Raw genomic sequence first — 22,448 nt, forward strand, 5'->3', positions numbered from 1 at the left:
TAGTGTATGAAAAAAATACTTGCGGCCGCCCTCGTCCTTCTGGTTTCCTGCCGTCGTACGGAATCCACCCATCCTGTCCGCCGGGACATCGTGGACGCTGTATTTGCCAGCGGGGACATCGAAACCAAGGATGGATACAAAGTCACCGCCAACGCGGACGGCTACCTGCTCACCGCTTACGTAACCGAAGGGGATACGGTGGGTTCGGGCCGTCTTCTTTTCCGTATCGACGGCCGGACCCAGCTGACCCAGGTGGCCAACGCGGGCGATAATTATCGTTTTGCCCGCGTTAACAACGAACCGGGATCGCCCCAGCTTGAACAATTGACCTTCCAGATCGTACAGGCAGAAGAAAAATACAAGGTCGATTCCACCAATTTCCGGCGCTACGAGCGCCTGTTGCCCACCCAGGCCGTGGCAAAAGTGGACTATGACAATGCCCTGCTGGCGATGCAGAATTCGGCCACCAGTCTCCAGGTCCTCAGGAAAAACAAAGCTGATCTGGAGCACAACCTTTCCTTAGGCGTGGACAACGCCCGGGCACAGTTGCGGATACAGGAATTGGCAAACGACTATTTCCTGGTCCCGGCGGCCCATCCGGGTGTCGTGCTGACGGTCAACAAACGGGCCGGGGAACTGGTCCGGAAAGGGGACGTCCTGGCGACCCTGGCCGCGGGGAAAATTTACGCGAAGCTGTATATCGCGGAGGATGACATCCAAAGAGTCCGGCCGGGCCAGGCAGTGCTGATTGCCCTCAACACCGACAAAGACAAGGTCTATAATGCCACCCTTACCAAAATATACCCGTCTTTCGACGACAGCAACCAGGCATTTATTGCCGAAGCGATGTTTACCGGTACAGTACCACCGGAGCTTAAGGACGGAACCCAGTTGCAGTCGAACATCATCATCAACGAGCGAAAGTCGGCCCTGGTCATCCCCACGGTCTACCTCGAACCCGGGAATAAAGTCTCCCTGGGTGGCAAGGATAGCGTTGTCCAGACGGGGATCCGCAATCTTGATTATACCGAGGTCTTGGGCGGGCTAAGTGAAAAAGACGACATCACCTTACCCAACCGGAAATAGCCATGGCCGGGTCTACCAACCAACAAATCGCCACCGTCTACCTCACGTCAAAGCTGAAGCAGACCCTTGTTGCCGTATTGGGCGTCACCTTCGGTATTTCCATGTATGTGTTCATGAACAGCTTTATGACGGGCGTAAACGACATCCAGACAGACCTGGCCTTTAGCTCCCTGGCCCATATCCGGGTGTATAACGACGGTCCGGCGGACAACACCGACCTGGTGAGCAAGGTCCGGCCGGCGGGTACGATCGCCTTTATCCGGAGTGCCCGCATCATCCAGTATACCGAGGGCATCAAACATTCCGGGGAGATCCTTGCTTTTCTCCGACAGCAACCGGAGCTAACGGCGATCACGCCCCAGGTGAATGTGAATGTATTTTTCCGGAACGGGGCCAACCACGTCAACGGTACTTTGTCCGGGGTGGACGTCGAAAACGAAGACAAGGTCTTTCACATTTCCACCTATATGAAGGAAGGCAACTGGAAGGAATTGAAATACCGGAGCGACGGGGTTTTCCTGGGCACGGGCCTGGCCAGAACGCTCAGTCTGAAGGTCGACGACAACGTCAATGTGCTCACCCCGGATGGCGTCAGCAAAACCTTTAAGGTCATCGGCACCTTCGAGACGGGCGTGACCAGCGTCGACAAAACAAAGGCGTACCTCGCCATCGGACCCACCCGCCAGCTCCTCTCCAAAAACGCAGACTATGTCACCGACATACAGGTGAACATCGCCGACTTTCACCAGGCGACCGCGGTGGCCCACCGGATCGCCCCGGTCTTCCCTTATAAAACCGAGTCCTGGTCGGAGTCCAACCAGCAGTTGGAAGCGGGTTCCCGGCTCCGGGACATCATTGCGGTAGCGGTGTCCCTGACCATCCTCCTGGTGGCGGGTTTTGGCATCTACAACATCATGAACATGACCATCAACGAGAAGATACGGGAGATCGCCATCCTGAAGGCCATGGGTTTTGCGGGGAGGGACATCACCACGATCTTCCTGACGCTGGCCATGGTGATCGGCGTCGTGGGCGGCGTGATCGGGCTGGGGCTGGGGTATACGGTCTCGGTCACCGTCAACCATATACCGTTCCGGATCGCCAACCTGGAGCACCTGCCGATGGCTTACCGCTGGCAGGACTACCTGTACGCCTTTGCTTTTGGCCTGGCCACGACCTTCGTCGCGGGGTACCTGCCCGCCCGGAAGGCCTCCAGAATCGATCCGGTAGAAATCATAAGAGGATAGTATGTCTGCAACCATCGCCCTGAGGGCGGAACATATCGTCAAATACTTTGACCAGCCCGAGCGCTTCCAGGTCCTGAAGGACATCAGCTTCGAAGCACACAAAGGAGAATTCCTTTCCCTGGTCGGCAAGTCAGGCTCCGGAAAGTCAACGCTGCTCTATGTCTTGTCGACAATGGACACGGGGTATGAAGGAACGCTGTCCATCAACGGAGAAACCCTGACGGGCAAGACCCAAAACGAGCTCGCCGCTTTCCGGAACGCGCATATCGGCTTTGTCTTCCAGTTCCACTACCTCCTGCCGGAGTTTAGCGTCTTGCATAACGTCATGCTGCCCGGGCTGAAGCTGAAGCGCAAGCCCCGGGCGGAAGTCGAAGCCGATGCACTGGAGTTGCTGTCCAGCCTCGACCTTCGCGATCAGGCAGTCAAGCTGGCGTCAAAGCTGTCGGGCGGTCAACAGCAGCGGGTCGCCATTGCCCGGGCGATGATCAACAACCCCTCTATCATCATGGGGGACGAACCGACAGGGAACCTCGATTCGCGGAACTCGGAGATCGTTTTCGATATCTTCCGGAAACTCACGAGTGAACGGGGACAGACGATCATCACCGTCACCCATGACGACGATTTTGCTCACCGCAGCGACAGGGTGATCGAGCTGAGCGACGGGCATCTCGTACGGCACTAGGCATCGCGCGGCCCCGGGCGCGGCAAAGCGGCGGACAGCAAAATGAGCGGCTACTTTCCTGGAATGGGCAGCGCATAGTAGAACATCGCGCCTTTGGTCTTCCCATTTTCCGCCCAGATCCGCCCAAACATCCGGTCGACAAAGTCCTTGCAGATCATCAGCGCCACCCCCGCGCCCTTCTCCTTTTCACTGTCATATTTGAGCTCCTTCTTGGCGCCAAAAAGTTGCGGGAGCTTGGAAGGATTGATGCCTTTGCCTTCATCCTGGATACAGACGATGACCTCATTCCTGGTCAAATGCGCGGAAACGGTGATAAAGCTGCCGTCCGGGGTGAACTTGACCGCGTTGTGGATCAGGTTCCGGTTGATGAACTGCAGGAGCTCCCGGTCGGCGTGGATAGTGATGGTTTCGGACACCGCATTGACCAGCGCGACATGGCGTTGTTCACCGGTGGGTAAAAAGGGACGCATGGCCTCGTCCACCAATTCCCTTAGGGAAAGGGGCACGGGTTCGTAGCTAAATCCGGAGAGCTGGCGTTTGATCCATTGAAGGATGTTCTCGAAAATATCGATCGCGTTGTCCGAGGATACTTCTATGGTTTGGACCAGGAGCTGCATTTCGTCCCGGGACAATGCATCCGGGTCCTTGAGGAGAAGGGTGAGGTTCTTGGCGGTATTGATGGGCTGACGGAAGTCATGGGCCAGGAGCGAGATCAGCTTGTTGTTGAATTCGTGTTTTTGCTGGAGCTGGTTGTTCCGTTCGTTGACGACATTGTTGAGCGCTTCCAGGGTGACCGCGTGTTGTTGTTTGAGCCGGTAGAGCTGGAACAGGACCAGACCGATGGCGGCGACCGAAATCGAAAAGATGCTTAGGATCAGGATCACCAGTTTCCGGTTTTGGTCACGGGTCCGGGCATTCTCCAGCTCCTTTGTCGCCACGGCATAGTCGATATAGTCGACGCCGGAGAATACATTGGTGGTGTCCTCTCCGGAATAGATGGTCATGAGCTTTTCCGCGTACGGCTGGGCACCCGCCAGGTTTCCCCTGGCGTGGTAGTAGTCGTAGAGAATCCGGGAGAAAGACTTGGTGTAGGTATTGTAGTGTTGTGTCTCCGCAATCTGTAAACCCTGCTGATAGTACGCCAGACCTGTATCGGGTTCGTCCTTTATAAAGTAGTCGCCCAAAGCCTGGAGGATGTCCAGGACGACATAGTTGGCGTCGTGGGCCAGCGCCGTGGTGGCCGCTTCCTTGAGCAGGGCCACGCCTATGGATCGTTTGCCGATCCGGAGGTCGTTCATCCCTTCTGTCTGGGTGACCATCACCATGGCGTCCTGGTCATGGTCCCTCGTGGCAATATACCGGGCCTTGTCCAGGTAGATCTGGAAGGAATCCTGAGGGATATGGTCCAGGTAGAGGGACAGGTAGTTGACGAGCAGCAGGGCCATGACCGAGTCGTTGCGCAGGTGCCGTCCCCAGTCGATGGCGTTCCTGAAATACAATTGCCCCTTGTCGTCTTCCCCCCGCTCCTGGAGGACGAGGGCGATGTTCATCGTCACTTCCACCGCCTGGGCTGAATCCTTGATCTTTTTATAGATGTCCAGGGCGTCGCTGTAATAACGGAAGGCCAGGGAGGGATTGTTCGCCAGGTCATAGACGATCCCGATGTTGTTGAGGGCGTCGGCCCTGCCCTTGTCGTATTGCCGCCGTACGGCGATGGCAAAGGCTTTCCGGGCGTATTCCTGGCAGGAATCGATGTTGTGCTGATAGGAAAGGAGGGCGATCCTGTTGAGGGCGTCTACGTATTGGTTGCTGTCTTTAATGGTGGGGAGCGCCTGCTGTAAAGCGTTTAACTCCTGGGACCGGGACATCGCCGGAATCAGAAGTAGGATAAGGATTATACGCAGGCCGTATTTCATACAGGCGGTTAGAGACTGATAAGCCAGCCTAAGATACAGCATTTCCGGGAATTCCCAGCGTTTATGCAGGTAATTGCGGATTCCCGGGCGCCTATAACGTTATAGCACCCTTTTCCTCCAGTAACGTTCTCGGGAACGATTGCGTAAAAAAAGTTCATTATATGTAGGGTTGTATAGGAAATATCGGAGTAGAATTGACGGTAGAACTACCGCTATATGAAACGATTGCTGTTGCTATGCCTGGCGCTTTTGCCATGCTTTTCCCTCCTCCTTGCGCAGACCCCCGGGGTAACCGTCATCCACGGGCGGATAACGGATGATACGGGGAATCCCCTCGAAGGCGCCTCCGTCGTCCTGGCGGGTTCCAAAAAGGGGGTGCAGACCGACCCCAACGGGGCCTTTACCCTTAGTGTACCCAAAGACGGTCACCGCCACCGGATCAGTGTCAGCTATGTGGGATTCACCACCCAGGAGGTGGCGATCGAGGGGGATGCCCCCCTCTCGGTCAGGCTGGCCCATGCGTCGGCCGAAGACGAGATTGTGATCGGGTACCAGCGCGTACAGCGCCGGGACCTGACCGGGGCGGTGTCCAGCGTGACCGCCCGGCAACTCAAGGATATTCCGATTAACTCCGCCGCCGACGCGCTTTCCGGCCGCCTGGCGGGTGTGGAGGTGACCAGCGACCAGGGCGCGCCCGGTTCCGACTTTGTCGTCAAGTCCCGGGGGGGTGGGTCCATCACCCAGGACAATTCCCCGCTATACATCGTCGACGGGGTACAGGTGGACAACGCTTTGTCCTTCCTGGCGCCCCAGGATATCGCCTCCATCGACTTTCTGAAGGACGCTGCCAGCACCGCCATCTACGGCGCCCGGGGTGCCAACGGCGTCATGATCATCACGACGAAGGGCGGGCGCAACACCAACGGCAAGATGTCCATCTCCTATAACGGCCTGGTGGGTTTCTCCGAGTTGCCCAAGGAACTGGGCGTCATGGATCCCTACAACTATGTGGAGTACCAGTGGGAAAGGGACCACTATCTGTCCCCCCAGGACTCGGCGGTGATACAGATGTATGCCCAGAACTGGTCCGACGTAGCCTCCTATAAAACCAAGCCGGCCACCGACTGGCAACACCTGGTCTTCGGGCGGCATGCCTTTTTCGAGACCCACAATGTAAGCCTGAACGGGGGAAATGCGTCGACCCAGTATAATGTAAGTCTTACGGATAACGAACAAAAAGGGATCATGCTCAATTCCGTATTTAGCCGAAAGCTGGCAAACTTCCGGCTGGACCAGACGGTGACCGACCGTTTGAAAGTGGGCATATCGTTCCGCTACAACAACCAGGTGGTGGATGGAGCGGGGACGACCAACGGCGAAACGACGACCACCTCCAGCGTACAGTCGTTTAGTAACCTGCGGCAGACCGTTCGCTACACCCCGTATATTTTTGGCCAGAATCCCCAAACCTATAACGGGGCCTATTTCATCGACGGGACGGACGTCTCTGCCGGGAACAGCCTTTCCCTCATCAACCCCATCCTGCTCAGCGCCGCCCAGTACCGGCGCAATACCACCAATGTCCTGGATATGGGCGGCTACCTCAACTATACTTTCACCCCCTGGTTATCGTTCCGGAGCACCTTTGGGTACGACAACAACAACCTGAGGGCGGACGCCTTTGACGACACCCTCACCATCAATTCCAAGCTCAACGGGGCCAGCCTGCCGATTGCCAGCATCACCACGACCGTGGTGTCCACGCTCAACAATTCCAACGTCCTGACCTATACGAATGCCCAGGGTACTTCCCGGTTTGCACGCCACAACACCATCAGCGTCCTGGCGGGTCAGGAGATCTACCAGACCGAGACCAAGGGGTACAGCATCACCACCAAATACTTCCCGGTGGGTATCAGTGCGGCCACGGCACTGGCCAATATGAACCTGGTGGCCCCGCCCGTAGGATCGGTACAACCCCTTCCCACGTCTTCGGATGTGTTGAGCCGGATTGCTTCGTTTTTTGGAAAAGTGACCTATGATTATGAAAAGACCTTTTTTGCCACCGCCACCCTCCGGGCGGATGGCAGTTCGAAGTTCAGCTCCCAGCGGATGTGGGGCTATTTCCCCTCGACGTCCGTGGCCTGGCGGATTTCCAATGAGCCCTTTTTCCAGAAACTCAAATTTGTCAATGACGCGAAAATCCGCGCCACCTACGGAACGGCGGGGAACAACCGTATACCCGACTTCCTGTACCTGACCCAGTTCGTGACGGCCACGGGCACCGCGCCCAATACGACGCCGGTGGGGTATGGGCTGAACGGCCAGCTCAATACAGGGTTTGCGCCATCCTCGCTGGGGAATAACCTGTTGCAATGGGAAGTCACCCACACCAAAAACCTGGGGTTGGACCTCTCCCTTTTCGAGGGACGCCTGACGTCGACGACAGACGTCTATTGGGACAATACCCAAAAGCTCCTCATCGATAACCCGAGCCTTCCCACCAGCTCGGGGTACAACAACCAGTTCCAGAACATCGGGTCTACGTCCAACAAGGGCGTTGAAGAACAACTCTCCGGTTTCCCGGTCCAGCGCAAGAATTTCAGCTGGAACGTCAGCTTCAATATTTCCTTTAACAAGAACATCATCACCAATATCGGCGGTCTGCCGCCCATCCCCGTTGCTTCGGGCGCGCTCGGTACCGCGTCGGACTACATCATCCAGAAGGGACAACCGGTGGGGTCCATGTACGGATACTTATCCGACGGCTTTTACCAGATCAGCGACTTTAACTATAACGCCACCACACAGACCTATACCCTTAAAAAAGGCGTCGCCAATGACGTCGGCATCACCGGCACTGCACCACAACCGGGGGTCATGAAGCTGAAAGGACTCAACGGGGATTCGGCCATCAGCGCGGCCGACCGGACGATCATCGGGAACGCCCAACCCAAGTTCTTTGGCGGGATCAACCAGCAATTCATCTGGAAGAACTTTGACGCCAGCGTTTTTGTCAACTTCTCCTACGGGAACAAGATTTTCGACGCCAACCGCATCGAGTTTTCGAGTGGGTACACCCCTGGCGCCAACCTCCTGTCGGTCTTCGACAACCGCTGGCGCAACGTAGACGACAACGGCAACCTCGTCAAGGACCCCGTCGCCCTGGCCGCCCTCAACAAAAACGCCACGATATGGCAGCCTTCGGTATCCGGCAGTTCCACCGTGTTTAATCCCATATCCTGGGCCGTGGAGGACGGCTCCTTTATCCGGCTCAACAACGTCTCGATCGGCTATACGGTACAATCCAACCTCCTGCGCCGCGCCAAGGTCACGCGTTTGAGGATATACGTTACCGGCAACAACCTGTATGTATGGACGCACTACAGCGGGTATGACCCGGAAGTCAACACCCGGAGGGCTACGCCGACAACGCCGGGCGTGGACTATTCCGCTTATCCCCGCAGCCGGAATTATGTATTTGGCGTAAACCTGACTCTTTAATCTGATTATATGAAACTTCGTTATATACTTTTCGCCGTCCTGGCGCTCCTTTGCCTCGGTGCGTGTAAGAAATTCCTGGGTCTGAGCCCTATCTCCGGGCAGGTACCCAGCCTGGTCTTCAGCAATGTGACGACCACCCAGCAGGCCATCCTGGGCGTGTACCAGGAGCTGACCGGGGACCAGGGCTACGGGAAGGTGGTGGGCATGTACTTTTGGACGGACAACGACGAGACCATGGGCCCCACCGGGGACGACCAGGACAGGAAGGGCATGGCCCACTACCACCTGACGGCTCAGAACGCTCAACTGGAATCGCCCTTTGAGCAAATGTATTCCGGTATAGAAAGGGCCAACCAATGTATCTATTATATCCCCAAGATGGCCCTGTATACCCAGGGGACGGCCACCCAGCAAGCCCAGCTCCATCGGATGTACGGAGAGGCGCTGACCCTGAGGGCGCAGTTTTTTTTCGAGCTGATCCGCAACTGGGGGGATATACCCGCCAGCTATGTACCTTCCTTCCTCGCCACCACCCTTTATCTCCACAAGACCGACCGGGACAGCATTTACGACCAGCTCCTGGCGGACCTCCAGCAGGCGGAGTCCCTGGTACCCTGGAGGGGAGACCCCATCATCACCAGCGTGGACGAACGCCTTACCAAGGGCGCGGTCAAGGGGCTCCGGGCGCGCATCGCCTTGTACCGGGCGGGGTACTCGCTCCGGAGCAACGGCCAGATGGTCCAGGGCAGCAACGCCAATGTCTATTACAACATCTGCGACACCGAATGCCTGGCGATCATGAACTCCGGGCACCACGCCCTGAATCCCAGCTTCCGGTCCATTTTCCACGACTATATCTGCGCCCATACGATCGACAATACTTATGGGGAAATCATGTTCGAGGTCGGGATGACGGGGGGGACTTCCAGCACCGACAGCAAGCTGGGCTACTATAACGGTCCCCGGTTTGCCAGTCTTGGCAATTCCAGCTTTGCCATCCTTCCTTCTTACTTCTACCTGTTCGATTCGACGGATTTGCGCAGGGACGTGACCATCGCCCCTTATGACGCCAACGCCGACTTTACAAAAGTTGGTCAGAAGTCTTCGGCCATCCGGGACGGTAAGTTCCGGCGGGACTGGATCAGCCCTTCCCCGGGCACCTCGTCCGCCCAGTACTTCGGGCTCGACTATCCGATCCTCCGGTATTCCGATATCCTCCTGATGTATGCCGAGGTGGAAAACGAGATCAACAACGGCCCTACCGCCACCGGCACCGCGGCCTATCAGCAGGTCCGGACAAGGGCTTACGGCGGAAACACCACCCTGGCCGGTACGCCGCCGACCGATTATGCCGGGTTTAAGAATGCCCTGGTGAACGAACGCTCCCGCGAATTCGGAGCCGAAGGCGTCCGCCGTTTCGACCTTATCCGCTGGAACCTCCTGTGGACAAAACTCCAGCTGGCACGCAACACCCTCGTGGCGATGGGCTACGGGGAGGCCCCTTACAACAACTATCCGACGTCCATGTACTATTACAAAGGGTCTACGGCAGACAACGTCGCCTTATGGGCAAACTCGTTCTTTGTCAAACAACCTTCCACCGCACCCGCGAACACCACGAAGGTCAACTGGCTGGGCGGGGGCGCCACGGGGAGCATCATCAATACGTTCCTGACGACCAGCGGCGGGTTTATCGGGTTTGCCGGGTATTATGATTCCGTATCTTTCCATACGAACCTGTTTCCGATCCCGCAACACTCGCTGGATGCCAACTATAACCTGACACAAAATCCCGGATATTGAGCCCATTACCTATTTGCGTTTTGCTGTCTCTCGCCATCGGTCACCGTGTAACCGTCGCCCCCGACGGTTCCGGTGACTTTCGCTCCATACAAGCCGCCGTAAACGCCATCCCCTATGGGAGCGACACGACCTATACGATCTTTATCAAAAAGGGTATCTACCACGAACGCGTGCTGATCGCCCCCGGCCGGGACCACATCAGCCTGGTGGGTGAGTCCGAGGACAGCACCGTCATTACTTATGGCCTCCATACCGGGAGCGTCCTGGCGCCGGGGGATACTGTCAATACCTGGGTCTCCGCCACCTGTTGGGTGGAGGGGTATGCCTTTCATGCGGAACACCTCTCGATCGCCAACGACGCCCCTTTGAATGCCGGCCAGGCCGTGGCCCTGGAGGTCAGCGGGTCGCGCGCGTCCTTTGACCACTGCCGGTTGCTGGGGAACCAGGATGTGTTGTTTTGCCAGGGACCGGGTACGCTGCAATACTATAAGGACTGTTATATCGAAGGCACCACGGACTTTGTTTTTGGCGCCGCCACCGCAGTCCTCGACCACTGTGAGATCCATAGCTTGAGGGATTCCTATATCGCCGCGCCCTCTACCCCGGCGGACAGCCGCTACGGGATCGTCTTCCTGGACTGCCGGCTGACGGCAGACCCGGGCGTGACCAAGGTTTTCCTGGGGAGACCCTGGAGGGCGCACGCTGCTGCCGCGTATATCCGTTGCACGATGGGCGCGCATATCCTGCCCGAAGGATGGAACAACTGGAAAAACCCCGCCCGGGAGAAAACGGCGCGGTTTTCGGAGTTCCGCTCCACCGGACCGGGCGCGGCTCCCGGTAAGAGAGTGGGGTGGAGCCGCCAGCTCGACCCGATGGAAGCCGCCGCCTATACGCCAGACAAAATTTTGGGCGGGAAAACGCTATTTTAGGGTATGAGAAAATCTATCCTGGGCCTTACATGTCTTTTATGGGCCTCCGTTTCATGGGCGCAACTTTCCCGCTCCCAACAGGTGCTCGTTGTCGTGACGGACGGTTGGAACAGCGTAGACGGCACGATGTATGGTTTTGAAAAGCACAAAGGCCATTGGAAGGAATGTTTTCATCATCCCGTCGTAGTCGGCAGCGCCGGTATGGGACTCGGGGAAGCGTTGCCTATCGAAGGGGCACCCGTCAAACAGGAAGGAGACAACCGTTCCCCCGCCGGTATCTTCAGCATAGGTACTGCTTTCGGCTACGCCCGCCGCGCGTCCTGGATCAAAAACCCCTATGTGTGTGCGGCCGACACCCTCGTGTGCGTGGACGACATTCATTCCAGGTACTACAACTCCCTATTGCTAAAGGATTCCGCCTCGACCGACTACCACAGCTTTGAATACATGCACCGGCAGGATACCCTTTACCGTTGGGGACTTTTTGTCAACTACAATGCAGACAAACCCGTTCCGGGAAAAGGATCCTGTATTTTCCTCCACATCTGGCGGAGCGCCGGGAAGGGTACGGCGGGCTGCACGGCCATGCAGGAAAGCGACCTCCTGTACCTGTTGCACTGGATACGCGCCCGCAAGCATCCGCTATTGGTGCAAATGCCCAAGGAAGAATACGAACGTATGCGGGAGCAAAACGACTTACCTTTTCCCCTTCAGGGATGATTCCCGGACGAGGAGCTCCGCGGGCAGCACGCGTTTTTCAAAGGCCGTTTCAGGCTTTTTGCTTTCGATGACCCGGATCAGGAGCTCGGCCGCCAGACGGCCCATTTCATAAGCGGGTTGACGCACGACCGACAGGGGCGGCGCCAGGAGATCGGTCAGATCCAGGTTGGAAAAACCAATGACGCCCATGTCCTCGGGGACCCGGATCTTTTCCTTTCGGAAGTACCGCATGCAATTGGTGGTCAGCTTGTCGGAGGAGGCAAAAACAGCGTCCGGGCGCAGGGGTTGCTGTAGCAGCCCCTGGACCGCCGTTTCCACCTCTTCCAGCCGCATGCCGCCGTGGGTGCAATATTGTACAATAGAGGGGTCAAAGGAAAGCCCATGGTCTTCGAGGGCCTTACGATACCCCGCCTGTCTTTCCCGGGTGATGGACAACACCTCGGCGTTGGCGACAAAGGCGATCCTCCGGAACCCGCTCCGGATCAGGTGGCTGGTCGCGTCATAGGCGCCCTGGACGTTATCCACGGAGACCTTGTGACAAGCGATGTCTTCCACCACGCGGTCGAAACAAACGATGGGGAGCCCTCTTTGGTAGAGGTCGGATAAATGGGTAAAGTCGTTGGTTTCGGAAGAGACCGATATAAGACAGCCGTCCACCGACCGGGAGCTCAGGAATTGCATGTTCATCACCTCCCTTTCGTAACTCTCCAGGCTTTGGGTGATGATTACATGATATCCCTTTGTATAAGCGATGGACTCGATGCCGTTGATGGCCTGGGAAAAGAAGCTGTTGGCGATTTCAGACACCACCACGCCGATGGACCGGCTGCGCTTTTCCTTCAGGCTCAGCGCGATCGGGTTAGGCCGGTAGTTGATCTGGCGGGCGTATTCCAGGACGGCTTGTTTGGTCTCGGGACTGATCTCGTAACTGTCCCGGAGGGCCCTGCTGACCGTAGAGGTCGATAGTCCCAACGCCTTCGCAATATCCTTGATGGTGACCGCTTCGAATTTCATGTGGCTGGGCGTAATCGTGCTGTAAGTTTACGAAAAAACAGGCGAACTCCCTCGGGAACGTTTGCGTAAATAAAAGTCCTGAAACCCTTTATCCTTATGGAATATCTGCGTAGCATCGTTAGCAGATTACGGCTATGATTCGATTGCTCCTGGCATTACTCGTTTACGGATCCCATCGGGATACCGTCTCTATCGTCACCTTTGGCGCCCAACCCGGCAAACTCGCTACCGTTGGCATACAAGCCGCCATTGACGCCTGCAACCGCCAGGGCGGGGGCGCTGTCCTCGTACCCGCCGGTACGTGGTTAACCGGGCCCCTGGTGTTGAAAAGCGGGGTGGACCTTCACCTGGCCAAAGGTGCCGTCCTTCAGTTCACCCGTGACTTCGACGCCTATCCTCTCGTCAGGGGCAATTGGGAAGGCCGCGAAGCGGTCCGCAACCAATCCCCGATCTCCGCAACCGGTGCAGACCACATCAGCATCACAGGGGACGGCGTGATCGATGGGGGCGGAGACGCGTGGCGGCCGCTCAAACAATCAAAGGCCCCCGCTGATGTATGGGCGCGGCAGATCCGGACCGGCGTCCTGTCACCGGGTGGGAAAACCTGGTGGCCTTCCGCCTCCGCGCTCAAAGGGTCGGAGACAAAGGACCCGGGCGTATGGCACGAAGGCGCTTCCGTGCAAGACTATGCGGATATCAAAGATTTCCTGAGACCCAACCTCATCTATCTCCATGGGTGCACGCACGTGCTCCTCGAAGGCGTGACGTTTCGCAATTCCCCCGCCTGGTGTATCCATCCCTTGTTGTGCAGGGACCTCACCGTCCGGAAAATATTTGCGCAAAACCCACCGTATGCCCAAAACGGCGACGGCATCGACATCGAGTCGTGCGACACCGTCTTGGTGGAAGACAGCCGGTTTGACGTCGGGGACGACGGGATCTGTATCAAGAGCGGCCGGGACGAGGAAGGGCGGCGCCGGGGCGCGCCTACCCAACACGCGGTCATCCGCCGGTGCACGGTGTATCACGCCCATGGCGGTTTTGTGATCGGTAGCGAGATGAGCGGCGGTGTCCGGGACATGGAGGTATACGACTGCGCCTTCTTAGGCACGGACGTCGGTTTGCGCTTCAAATCGGCCCGGGGCCGGGGAGGCGTCGTGGAGAACATCCACGTACACGACATCTACATGAAGGACATAGCCGGAGAGGCCATCCTCTTCGACATGTACTATATGGCCCAGGACCCCGTTCCCAAACCCGGTGAAACCAGGACCGAGCCCGCCGTCGCCGTCAAGCCAGTCGACGAAGGCACGCCCGTGTTCCGTCACTTCTTCCTGGACCACATCGTGTGCAACGGCGCTTCCAAAGCCATCTTTATCCGCGGGCTGCCCGAGATGCCCGTACAGGACGTCCGGATGGAGCACCTAAGCCTGACGACAACCACCGGTATGGACTGCCGGTATGCCACCGGCGTCCTGTTGCGCGATGTACAGCTCTATCCAAAGACGGGGCCTGTCATCCGGACCACCGGCAGCCGCGACATTACCTTCGACAGCCTGCGCTTTGTCGGTGCCCCGCTCTTGATCGGCGATGGTGTAGTGTTTTTGCATACCGATACCACCGGGGTGCAGCACGTCGTCGTCGATCCTTCGGGGAAGGGCGATTTTACCACCATACAGGCAGCGCTCAACAGCCTTCCTGACGACGCGGGGCATGAGCGTGTGATCGACATACGGCCGGGGATCTACCGGGAGAAATTGTCGCTCACCCAAAGTCACGTGGCCCTTGTGGGCGAAGATCCCGCCACGACCGTGATCACCCAGGCCATCGCCAGGGATATATGGCGTTGCGACCATAAGGATGACTGGGGCGTGGCTACCGTCAATGCCTCCGGCAGCGATGTTGATTTGGTGAACCTTACCATCGAGAACAGTTATGGTTTCGATCATACGCAGGATACCGTGATCGCTTGCGCCTTAGATACAGCCGGCACCCACGCGTCGGGCGGCGCTGCGCGCGCCCCGGGCTCATCCGGTGCCGCCGCCCCGGCCGCGCCGGGCCACCGCAAGGTCACCCGCACCGGCCACCAAATGGCGCTCCGGACCTTTGCCACGACCCGCCTTCGCGCGCGAAACTGCGTTTTTAAGTCCTTCGGGGGCGACACCGTAAGCCCGTGGAATGTTCAGGACGGGTTGTTTTATTTCAAGGACTGCACGATGGAAGGAGGCGTCGACTTTTATTGTCCCCGCGGCTGGGCGTATGCCGAACATTGTCATTTCATCGCGCTGGAGGGCCCTGCCAGCATCTGGCACGATGGATCGGCCAACCCGGACGCGAAAACCGTGCTCCGGGATTGTTCGTTCGAAGGGTATCCCGGGTTTCACCTGGGCCGTTACCACCGGGACGCCCAATTCTACCTGGTGAACTGCTCGTTCTCCACTGACCTGGCGAATGAGCCCATTACCCTTATAAAAACCAACAACCGGCTCCAGTGGGGCCAACGAATATATTACTATAACTGTCACCGCATGGGTGGTGACTACCCCTGGTTTGCCGACAACCTTGCACAAAACGCGCCTTTGCCCGGTGACATCCGTTCCGGTTGGGTGTTTGGTGCCCGGTGGGACCCGGAGTCCATAGAATTTTAAAGAGATGATAAAACCATTCCTAAGCGACAACTTCCTACTGTCTAACGCCACGTCCGAGCGCCTTTATCACGAGTTTGCACGGGACCTCCCGGTCATCGACTATCACTGTCACCTGCCGCCCCAGGCCATTGCCAGGGACAGCCGCTTCGAAAACCTCACGCAGGCATGGTTGTACGGCGACCACTATAAGTGGAGGGCCATGCGTACCCATGGCGTGGAAGAACGCTTTTGCACGGGAGACGCCTCCGACTGGGAAAAATTCGAACAGTGGGCTGCCACGGTCCCTTACACCTTGCGCAACCCTCTTTACCACTGGACCCACCTGGAGCTGCTGCGGTATTTTGGCGTGGAGGAACTCTTAAGCCCCTCCTCCGCCCGGCGTATCTATGACCATTGCTCCGAATTGCTCCGGTGCGAGAACCATTCGGTCCGTCATCTTTTAGAGAAAATGAAGGTGGAGATCATCTGTACCACCGACGACCCCGTCGACTCCCTGGGGTATCATGACGAGCTCCGGAAAGACGGCGCCGCGGTCAAAATGTACCCGGCTTTCCGGCCCGACAACGCTATGAACGTGTCCGACCCGGCCCGGTTCAATACCTACCTGCGGAAGCTCGAATCCGTGACCGACATCGCCATTTCGTCCTTTGACGACTTCCTGTTCGCCCTTCAAAACCGGCACGACTTCTTTGCTTCCATGGGTTGTTGCCTCTCCGATCACGGGCTGGAGGAGATCTATGCCGAAGAATTCACCGGGTCCGAGATCGACACGATTTTCGCCAAGATCCGTTCCGGGAAGACCCTGTTGGAAACCGAACAACGAAAATTCAAATCCGCGATGCTTACCCATTTTGCCGAATGGGATTGGGAAAAAGGATGGGTGCAGCAATACCACTTAGGCGCCCTGCGCAACAATAACGCCCGCATGATGCGCCAGCTTGGACCCGACACCGGCTGGGACTCTATCGGCGATTTTCCACAGGCAAGAACCCTGGCCACCTTCCTGGACAAGCTCGACCGGGACAACCGCCTGGCGCGGACCATCCTGTACAACCTCAACCCCGCCGATAACGAACTCATGGCCACCATGGCCGGCAATTTCAACGACGGCAGCGTGGCCGGCAAAATCCAGTTTGGGTCGGCCTGGTGGTTCCTCGATCAGAAAGACGGCATCATCCGCCAGGTCAACGCCCTGTCCAACATGGGACTGCTCAGCCACTTCGTAGGTATGCTCACGGATTCCCGGAGCTTTTTGTCCTTTCCCCGGCACGAGTATTTCCGCAGGACACTTTGCAATATATTCGGTGAGGAGATCGAAAAGGGCGAGCTCCCCGGGGATATCCCCTGGGTGGGGAAGGTCATTCAGGATATTTGTTATTATAACGCCAAGCAATATTTTAATTGGTCATGAAAACGCTTTGCTTCGTCCTCGCCTGCTTTTTGCTGACGGGCGCGCGTGCCCAGGACAAGTCCGAGGCACGCTCCACGGCGGGCGATGTCCGCTCCGCCCAGGACTATGTCCGCGCGGCGCCTTTCCCGATGGCACTGCCGGCCTTGCCGGAGCTCCGCCAGGGCATCTTCCTGATCACCGACTTCGGTGCTATCGGTGACGGCCAGGCGCTCAATACCGCGGCCTTCTCCAAGGCCATCGCCGCCTGCACCCAGGCGGGAGGTGGCCGGGTGATCGTCCCCCCGGGTCTTTGGCTCACCGGTCCGATCCGGCTGGCCAGCAATGTCAACCTGGAGGTACAGCGCGGCGCGCTGATCCAGTTTACCCGCGACCGGACTCAATATCCACCGCAAGGGTCTAACCCGACGCCCCTGGTCTATGGCGAAAACCTCCACGACGTTGCCATCACCGGCGGCGGCATCCTGGATGGGGGAGGAGACGCCTGGAGACCGGTAAAAAAGGAAAAGGTCACCGACGCCCAATGGAAGGCCATGCTGGCCTCGGGGGGGACCCTCAGCAACAACAATACCGTCTGGTGGCCCGGGACCGAGGCCAAAGACTACCGGCCTTATATGATCAACCTGGTGGGTTGTACCCGTGTCCTTTTCAAAGACGTTACCTTTCGCAATTCACCCAAATTCGTCGTAGATCCGAACAAATGTACCGACCTGACCCTGGACGGCATTAACGTCTTTAACGAATACTACGCCCAAAATGGCGATGGCATCGACATCAGCGCCTGTAAAAACGTGCTGCTGTACCACTGCAACGTGAGCGCCGGGGACGACGGGATCTGCATGAAGTCCAGCGGAGACTGGATGACTGCCCCCGACTCGGCTGCCCTCGAAAACGTCGTCATCGCCGGTTGCCACGTCTACCACGCCCATGGCGGTTTTGTCATCGGCAGCAATACTGACGGCGGTATGCGCCGCATCTTCGTGACCGACTGCGACTACGTCGGAACGGACATCGGTATCCGCGTCAAAAGCAATGCCGGCCGCGGCGGTCTCGTCCGGGAAGTATACGTGGACAACATCTTTATGACCGACATCGTCCACGAAGCCATTTCCTTTAACACGTACTACGAAGACATGCCCGCGGGCGCCGACCCGAACAAACGCACCGCGCCCAAACCCGGGAAGACACCGATTTTTACCGGCTTCCACATCAGCAACGTCTACTGCCGCGGCGCCGCCCAGGCCATCGCCCTCACCGGGTTGCCGGAAATGCCGGTGCACGGGATTTATTTTGACAGGGTGCGCATTTCGGCGAGGACCGGTCTCACAACTAAGGATGCCCGCGACATTTTTCTCAGGCGCGTCAGCATCACGACCGAACAAGGGGTGCCCCTAAAGCCGGAGCATCCTGACGACATCCGGGTCGTCGAATAGTTGTAATTTTAGCGTATGCCCATCAACACTGCGCTTCTCTCCTTCGGAATGTCCGGTCGCGTCTTCCACGCGCCCTTTCTCCATGCACTCCCGGAGTACCGCCTATATGCCGTCTGGGAAAGGGACAAGCACCTCGCCACAGCCCTCTACCCGGATATCCGCACCTACCGCTCGCTGGAAGCCCTGCTGGAGGACCCCGCCATAGCGCTGGTGGTGGTCAATACGCCCAACTACACGCACTATACCTATACAAAGCAAGCATTGCTGGCGGGCAAACACGTCGTCGTCGAAAAGCCGTTCACCGCGACGGTGGCGGAGGCGGCAGAGCTCAAAGTTATCGCAGAGCAAAATGGCCTCTATCTGTCCGTCTTTCAAAACCGCCGTTACGACAGCGACTACCGGACGGTCAAACAGGTCATCGACTCCGGTGTCCTCGGCAACATGGCGGAGGCGGAGATCCACTTCGACCGGTACAACCGGGTCCTCAGCCCGAAGACACACAAGGAAGTGCCGGGCCCGGGTACCGGCATCCACTACGACCTGGGGCCCCACCTTATCGATCAGGCGCTGCAACTGTTCGGATGGCCGGAGGCCGTTTGGGCGGACCTGCGGATACAACGTCCCACCTCCCGGGTGGAAGACTATATGGAAATCGTCCTCGATTACGGAGGGTTCCCGGTCCGTTTGAAGTCGGGCTACCTCGTAAGGGAGGCGCTGCCCGCGTATGTGATGCATGGGGCAAACGGGAGTTTCTTAAAGAGCCGGAGCGACGTACAGGAAGCAGACCTGACGGCGGGGAAACCGTCTGCCGGAGAGGACCCGGAAAGCGAGTGGGGGCTTCTTCATACCGACGCGGGGCGTCAGACGGTGCCCTCATTAAAAGGCGACTACGGAGATTTTTACCGGGAGCTCGCGGAAACGCTGGAAGGCAACCGCCCCTTGCCGGTCACCGCGGAGGAAGGTTTGGCCGTGATGCGCGTGATAGAAGCCGCGGCGCTGAGCAACAGGGAAAAAAGATGGGTATCCTGCTAAGGAAAAGTATATATTTAGTGTAAACACGCACTTCGTATGAAATCCTTTCTTTTTGCTTGCCTCCTGGCACTCCTCTGTACGGGCGTTATGGCCCAACCCTATTTCGTATCCAGCACCTTGAATAACCAAACCGGTGGGTCGCCGGCTTGGATAAATATGGGTACGCTGACACTGCCACAAGGCGGAAATGACGCATTTATCCGTATCGTTGGCGGTTCGGGGTATAATGCGCAGATATCCCAGAATGCAATTGTGGAATTGCATCTTCGCACCAGTAACGGTGGTTCCCTGGATCCTAATGGCTATGGTTTTGATGCTACGGCCAACACTTTCCAACGGGCCCTTATGGTGGACAATATCAAGATCGTCCCTAACGCATCGGGCGTTTCTGCCACAGCCTATACCGTATACGCGCATTGTTATAACTACGTGGGGAACTCCTTTTATACAGTGCAGGCATCCACCGGCTCCTGGACCGCCACCAACCAGCAAACGACCGACCCTGGTACAGCCTACGTCGTTTCCTTCGAATATTTTGTCAATTCCAATACCTACATGACGGGAACCCTCGGTGTCGGCACCACGACCAACGACGGATATACGCTGGCGGTAAATGGTTCCGCGATCGCCACGAAGATGGTCGTGAAAAACTACGCCAACTGGCCCGATTATGTTTTCGCACCGGACTATCCCCTCGATTCCCTGGCAGTTGTATCAGCCTATATACGGGAACACGGTCACCTGCCTGGGGTACCCGCGGCTTCGGAGATTCGAACGAAAGGCCTGGACTTGGGGAACATGGAATCGGTGTTGATGCGCAAGGTGGAAGAGCTGACCCTTTACCAGGTGGAGGCGGACAAGAAGATCGCCGGGCTTGAAGCGCGTTTGAAGGCGCTGGAAGACACCCGCCTATCCAAATAAATTATTGGTAAAACCCACCCGGATCCGCTCCTGAAAGTGTTCGATGGTTTTGAATATTTCCCGGAGCGTCCGTTGTTCTATGCGTGTCAGACCCTCCAGCTCCATGAAGTTGTCGGGTTTGACGTGGTCCTGTAGGATCTGCCGGGCCTGTTTGCGCAACCGCATTCCCATGAGCAGGTAATACGACTGGGACAATTCCTGGTATTCGTTTTCGGTAAAGGCGCCCTTGTCCCGCAAGGCCAGGAGGCGCTCCCCCGTATTGACCTCGAAGACGCGGTAGCGCAAGGCGTATACCCGGACGAGGTCGACGATGGGTGTCATGGCTTTTTTGATGTCAAATACCTCCCGCTCGCCTTGGGTAATGGTGCGGATATTTTTCAGCCAGGTCAGGGGTGGCTGGTATTGGAGCGCATTTTGCGCCATCGCCGCAAAAAGTTTTTCGTGGGGCTTCTGGAGCTCGGCGTCTAAGAAGGACTGGAGTTCCCGGAGGATATCCTCGTCCCCGTACAGACAACGGCAGTCGAAAAAAGTAGAAAACTTGATGACGTTTTCGGGCACCGATTCCTCCATCCAGGTCAGGTAGTTGCGTTTCCAGTGCGAAAGCGAATGCGTCCACTTGGGGTTCTTGGCCATGTAATCGCCCGTACAATAGACAAAACCGATGTCGTTTAGCCGCTCGGAGACGCGTTCGGCAAAGTCCAGGAAATACGCCCTGACCTCTTCCCGGTGTTCGTTGGCCTTGTCCTCGTAAATGATGGCGTTGTCCTGGTCGGTTTTCAGCGTTTGCTCCTTACGGCCCTCGCTACCCAGCACCATAAAGACAAAACGTGCGGGTGGAGGCCCGATCGTTTCGATCACCCCTTCGATGACTTTGAGCGCGATCGTGTCCGTCACCGTCGTGATGACCTGGTTGGCGATCGATGCGCGCACACCCCGGTCCAGGAGTTGGGTCACGATCCGGGGAACGGTTTCCCACCTGCGCTTCAGCTCTTCGTCCGACACCGCCGATTTGACCGATTGGATAAAGACCAGGGGAGATTGTGCCTGCTCGGTCAGAAGCTTATTACGGCTAAGGAAACCGGTAAACGCGCCTTCTTTGTCCACCAAAAGATAACGTGCCTTGGTCCGGAACATCAGGAGCAGGGCCTCATATACGTATGCGTCAGATGAAATGGTGACGATAGGGGCATCCATGACCTGTTCCACCGGCTGCGCGGTGTCTCCCTGGCGGGCGATGACTTTGTCGCGGAGGGTGATGTCGGTCACGTAGCCGAGCACGGAACCCGGCCGTAGCGCCTCCGGGGAAGCTGCCGCCGTGATGAACAGGCAACTGACCTTGTGCTCCGCCATGACGCGCGCCGCCACATACACCGGGGTGTCCCCCGGGCAGGAAACAATGGCTCTTTGCTCCACCTCGTCGATTTTGCGCGAGTAGAGCTGGTCAAATACGGTATAGTCTTCTTGCCGCCTTTTGGGTTTGGTCATAATGTTTGGATCTGTCCTCTCCTTTCCAGCTCGAAATAGCAATCAGCCGTCGTCCTGGCGTCCCAGTAAGCATCGTGGGGATGCTGCTGGGCCCGTCCGAAAAGAGTTTCGCAAAGATCCCCCAGCTTCAGGTACCGCAACGATGGGTTGGGTTGGAGGTGCTTGCTGCCCAGCATGGTGCAATACGTCGGCAACTGCCGGGTGGGGTCGCTCATCCCTTCCCTAAAGTACTCCGCCCGCAGAACGTGCAGGTCCAGGTTCAGAAAGTGACCCACGAGCAAAGGCTCGTACCGGGCGAGGTCCGCCTCCAGCAGTTGCAACACCGAAGCCCGGCGTTTGCCGTTGATCTGGAGGAAGTCCCGGCGGAGCCGGTGTATCCGCGCGGCGTCCGGGCTGATGGTGATCCCCGGCTCGTGGATATAGTGGTCTTCCTCTTTGATCTTTACTCCCTCCCGGCTGTAAACCAGCCAGGACACCTGGATCGCATGGGGCCAGTTCCCCGGCGTGGAATAGGGTAGCTCCCAATTCAGGGGAAGCCCCGTCGCCTCTGTATCGATAAATAGCAAGTAATCGGTCACCGCTTAAAGATAAGATAATTTTAAAAAGGGCTCGAAATT

At 57.5% G+C, this 22,448-nt stretch carries 16 protein-coding genes; 12 read left to right on the forward strand and 4 right to left on the reverse strand.

All coding sequences use genetic code 11. The annotated features are described in order from the left end of the window. The first annotated feature begins 6 nt into the window (after positions 1-6). From EDB95_RS21045 to EDB95_RS21055, 3 genes are read left to right on the forward strand one after another with little or no spacing between them, the layout of a single operon-like run. Positions 7-1,086, forward strand: a complete 1,080-nt coding sequence (locus EDB95_RS21045; protein WP_133996832.1) for an efflux RND transporter periplasmic adaptor subunit — start codon at positions 7-9, stop codon at positions 1,084-1,086. A gap of 2 nt (positions 1,087-1,088) precedes the next feature. Beyond that, positions 1,089-2,333 (forward strand): ABC transporter permease, encoded by a 1,245-nt coding sequence (locus EDB95_RS21050; protein ID WP_133996835.1) that lies wholly within the window; start codon positions 1,089-1,091, stop codon positions 2,331-2,333. A 1-nt stretch (position 2,334) separates the two neighbouring features. Then, entirely contained in the window at positions 2,335-3,018 is a 684-nt protein-coding gene (locus tag EDB95_RS21055; protein ID WP_133996837.1) for an ABC transporter ATP-binding protein, read from the forward strand. A gap of 50 nt (positions 3,019-3,068) precedes the next feature. Here the strand turns inward: EDB95_RS21055 and EDB95_RS21060 are convergent, their stop codons facing one another. Next, positions 3,069-4,934: an ATP-binding protein gene (locus EDB95_RS21060; RefSeq protein ID WP_162852711.1), complete on the reverse strand. Its 1,866-nt coding sequence runs from the start codon at positions 4,932-4,934 to the stop codon at positions 3,069-3,071. 216 nt (positions 4,935-5,150) lie between these two features. Here EDB95_RS21060 and EDB95_RS21065 point away from each other — a divergent pair, with 216 nt between their 5' ends. Genes EDB95_RS21065 through EDB95_RS21080 form a run of 4 tightly spaced genes read left to right on the forward strand, consistent with a single transcriptional unit; the run spans position 5,151 to position 11,890 of the window. After that, positions 5,151-8,438: a SusC/RagA family TonB-linked outer membrane protein gene (locus EDB95_RS21065; RefSeq protein WP_133996843.1), complete on the forward strand. Its 3,288-nt coding sequence runs from the start codon at positions 5,151-5,153 to the stop codon at positions 8,436-8,438. A 9-nt stretch (positions 8,439-8,447) separates the two neighbouring features. Beyond that, on the forward strand, positions 8,448-10,241 hold the full coding sequence (locus EDB95_RS21070; RefSeq protein ID WP_133996846.1) for a RagB/SusD family nutrient uptake outer membrane protein: 1,794 nt from the start codon (positions 8,448-8,450) through the stop codon (positions 10,239-10,241). Between the two features lie 20 nt (positions 10,242-10,261). Further along, the gene (locus tag EDB95_RS21075) at positions 10,262-11,170 is read left to right on the forward strand and encodes a pectinesterase family protein (protein ID WP_211352171.1); all 909 of its coding nucleotides are present in this window, start codon (positions 10,262-10,264) and stop codon (positions 11,168-11,170) included. Positions 11,171-11,173: 3 nt separating this feature from the next. Further along, complete coding sequence (locus EDB95_RS21080; protein WP_133996849.1) at positions 11,174-11,890, forward strand: L,D-transpeptidase family protein; 717 nt, start codon at positions 11,174-11,176, stop codon at positions 11,888-11,890. Here EDB95_RS21080 and EDB95_RS21085 read toward each other — a convergent pair. Continuing rightward, positions 11,867-12,904: a LacI family DNA-binding transcriptional regulator gene (locus EDB95_RS21085; protein ID WP_133996852.1), complete on the reverse strand. Its 1,038-nt coding sequence runs from the start codon at positions 12,902-12,904 to the stop codon at positions 11,867-11,869. The two genes, EDB95_RS21080 and EDB95_RS21085, sit on opposite strands and share 24 nt — an antisense overlap. A gap of 134 nt (positions 12,905-13,038) precedes the next feature. Here EDB95_RS21085 and EDB95_RS21090 point away from each other — a divergent pair, with 134 nt between their 5' ends. Genes EDB95_RS21090 through EDB95_RS21110 form a run of 5 tightly spaced genes read left to right on the forward strand, consistent with a single transcriptional unit; the run spans position 13,039 to position 20,346 of the window. Next, positions 13,039-15,552, forward strand: a complete 2,514-nt coding sequence (locus EDB95_RS21090) for a pectinesterase family protein (protein WP_133996855.1) — start codon at positions 13,039-13,041, stop codon at positions 15,550-15,552. A 4-nt stretch (positions 15,553-15,556) separates the two neighbouring features. Next, positions 15,557-16,963, forward strand: a complete 1,407-nt coding sequence (gene uxaC, locus EDB95_RS21095; RefSeq protein WP_317129036.1) for a glucuronate isomerase — start codon at positions 15,557-15,559, stop codon at positions 16,961-16,963. Beyond that, positions 16,960-18,393, forward strand: coding sequence for a glycoside hydrolase family 28 protein (locus EDB95_RS21100; protein WP_133996858.1), 1,434 nt, complete (start codon positions 16,960-16,962; stop codon positions 18,391-18,393). Before uxaC ends, EDB95_RS21100 begins: the two co-directional genes overlap by 4 nt. Before the next feature lie 15 nt (positions 18,394-18,408). Further along, a complete protein-coding gene (locus EDB95_RS21105; RefSeq protein ID WP_211352172.1) occupies positions 18,409-19,425 on the forward strand; it encodes a Gfo/Idh/MocA family oxidoreductase in 1,017 nt (338 codons plus the stop codon). A gap of 36 nt (positions 19,426-19,461) precedes the next feature. Then, a complete protein-coding gene (locus tag EDB95_RS21110; RefSeq protein WP_133996861.1) occupies positions 19,462-20,346 on the forward strand; it encodes a hypothetical protein in 885 nt (294 codons plus the stop codon). Here the strand turns inward: EDB95_RS21110 and EDB95_RS21115 are convergent. Both EDB95_RS21115 and EDB95_RS21120 read right to left on the reverse strand, forming a co-directional pair. Beyond that, the gene (locus EDB95_RS21115; RefSeq protein WP_133996863.1) at positions 20,335-21,831 is read right to left on the reverse strand and encodes a DUF294 nucleotidyltransferase-like domain-containing protein; all 1,497 of its coding nucleotides are present in this window, start codon (positions 21,829-21,831) and stop codon (positions 20,335-20,337) included. The genes EDB95_RS21110 and EDB95_RS21115 overlap by 12 nt on opposite strands. Continuing rightward, positions 21,828-22,409, reverse strand: a complete 582-nt coding sequence (locus tag EDB95_RS21120; protein ID WP_133996865.1) for a 3'-5' exonuclease — start codon at positions 22,407-22,409, stop codon at positions 21,828-21,830. Before EDB95_RS21120 ends, EDB95_RS21115 begins: the two co-directional genes overlap by 4 nt. Positions 22,410-22,448 lie beyond the last annotated feature (39 nt).

The sequence above is a fragment of the Dinghuibacter silviterrae genome, from assembly GCF_004366355.1.
Classification (GTDB): domain Bacteria; phylum Bacteroidota; class Bacteroidia; order Chitinophagales; family Chitinophagaceae; genus Dinghuibacter; species Dinghuibacter silviterrae.

Bases quoted from the DNA above. Each gene is read 5' to 3' on its own strand.
- EDB95_RS21085 (WP_133996852.1), bottom strand. From the start codon at position 12,904: ATGAAATTCGAAGCGGTCACCATCAAGGATATTGCGAAGGCGTTGGGA.
- EDB95_RS21090 (WP_133996855.1), top strand. From the start codon at position 13,039: ATGATTCGATTGCTCCTGGCATTACTCGTTTACGGATCCCATCGGGAT.
- EDB95_RS21065 (WP_133996843.1), top strand. From the start codon at position 5,151: ATGAAACGATTGCTGTTGCTATGCCTGGCGCTTTTGCCATGCTTTTCC.
- EDB95_RS21100 (WP_133996858.1), top strand. From the start codon at position 16,960: ATGAAAACGCTTTGCTTCGTCCTCGCCTGCTTTTTGCTGACGGGCGCG.
- EDB95_RS21055 (WP_133996837.1), top strand. From the start codon at position 2,335: ATGTCTGCAACCATCGCCCTGAGGGCGGAACATATCGTCAAATACTTT.
- EDB95_RS21045 (WP_133996832.1), top strand. From the start codon at position 7: ATGAAAAAAATACTTGCGGCCGCCCTCGTCCTTCTGGTTTCCTGCCGT.
- EDB95_RS21110 (WP_133996861.1), top strand. From the start codon at position 19,462: ATGAAATCCTTTCTTTTTGCTTGCCTCCTGGCACTCCTCTGTACGGGC.
- EDB95_RS21070 (WP_133996846.1), top strand. From the start codon at position 8,448: ATGAAACTTCGTTATATACTTTTCGCCGTCCTGGCGCTCCTTTGCCTC.
- EDB95_RS21115 (WP_133996863.1), bottom strand. From the start codon at position 21,831: ATGACCAAACCCAAAAGGCGGCAAGAAGACTATACCGTATTTGACCAG.
- uxaC (WP_317129036.1), top strand. From the start codon at position 15,557: ATGATAAAACCATTCCTAAGCGACAACTTCCTACTGTCTAACGCCACG.
- EDB95_RS21105 (WP_211352172.1), top strand. From the start codon at position 18,409: ATGCCCATCAACACTGCGCTTCTCTCCTTCGGAATGTCCGGTCGCGTC.
- EDB95_RS21080 (WP_133996849.1), top strand. From the start codon at position 11,174: ATGAGAAAATCTATCCTGGGCCTTACATGTCTTTTATGGGCCTCCGTT.
- EDB95_RS21050 (WP_133996835.1), top strand. From the start codon at position 1,089: ATGGCCGGGTCTACCAACCAACAAATCGCCACCGTCTACCTCACGTCA.
- EDB95_RS21060 (WP_162852711.1), bottom strand. From the start codon at position 4,934: ATGAAATACGGCCTGCGTATAATCCTTATCCTACTTCTGATTCCGGCG.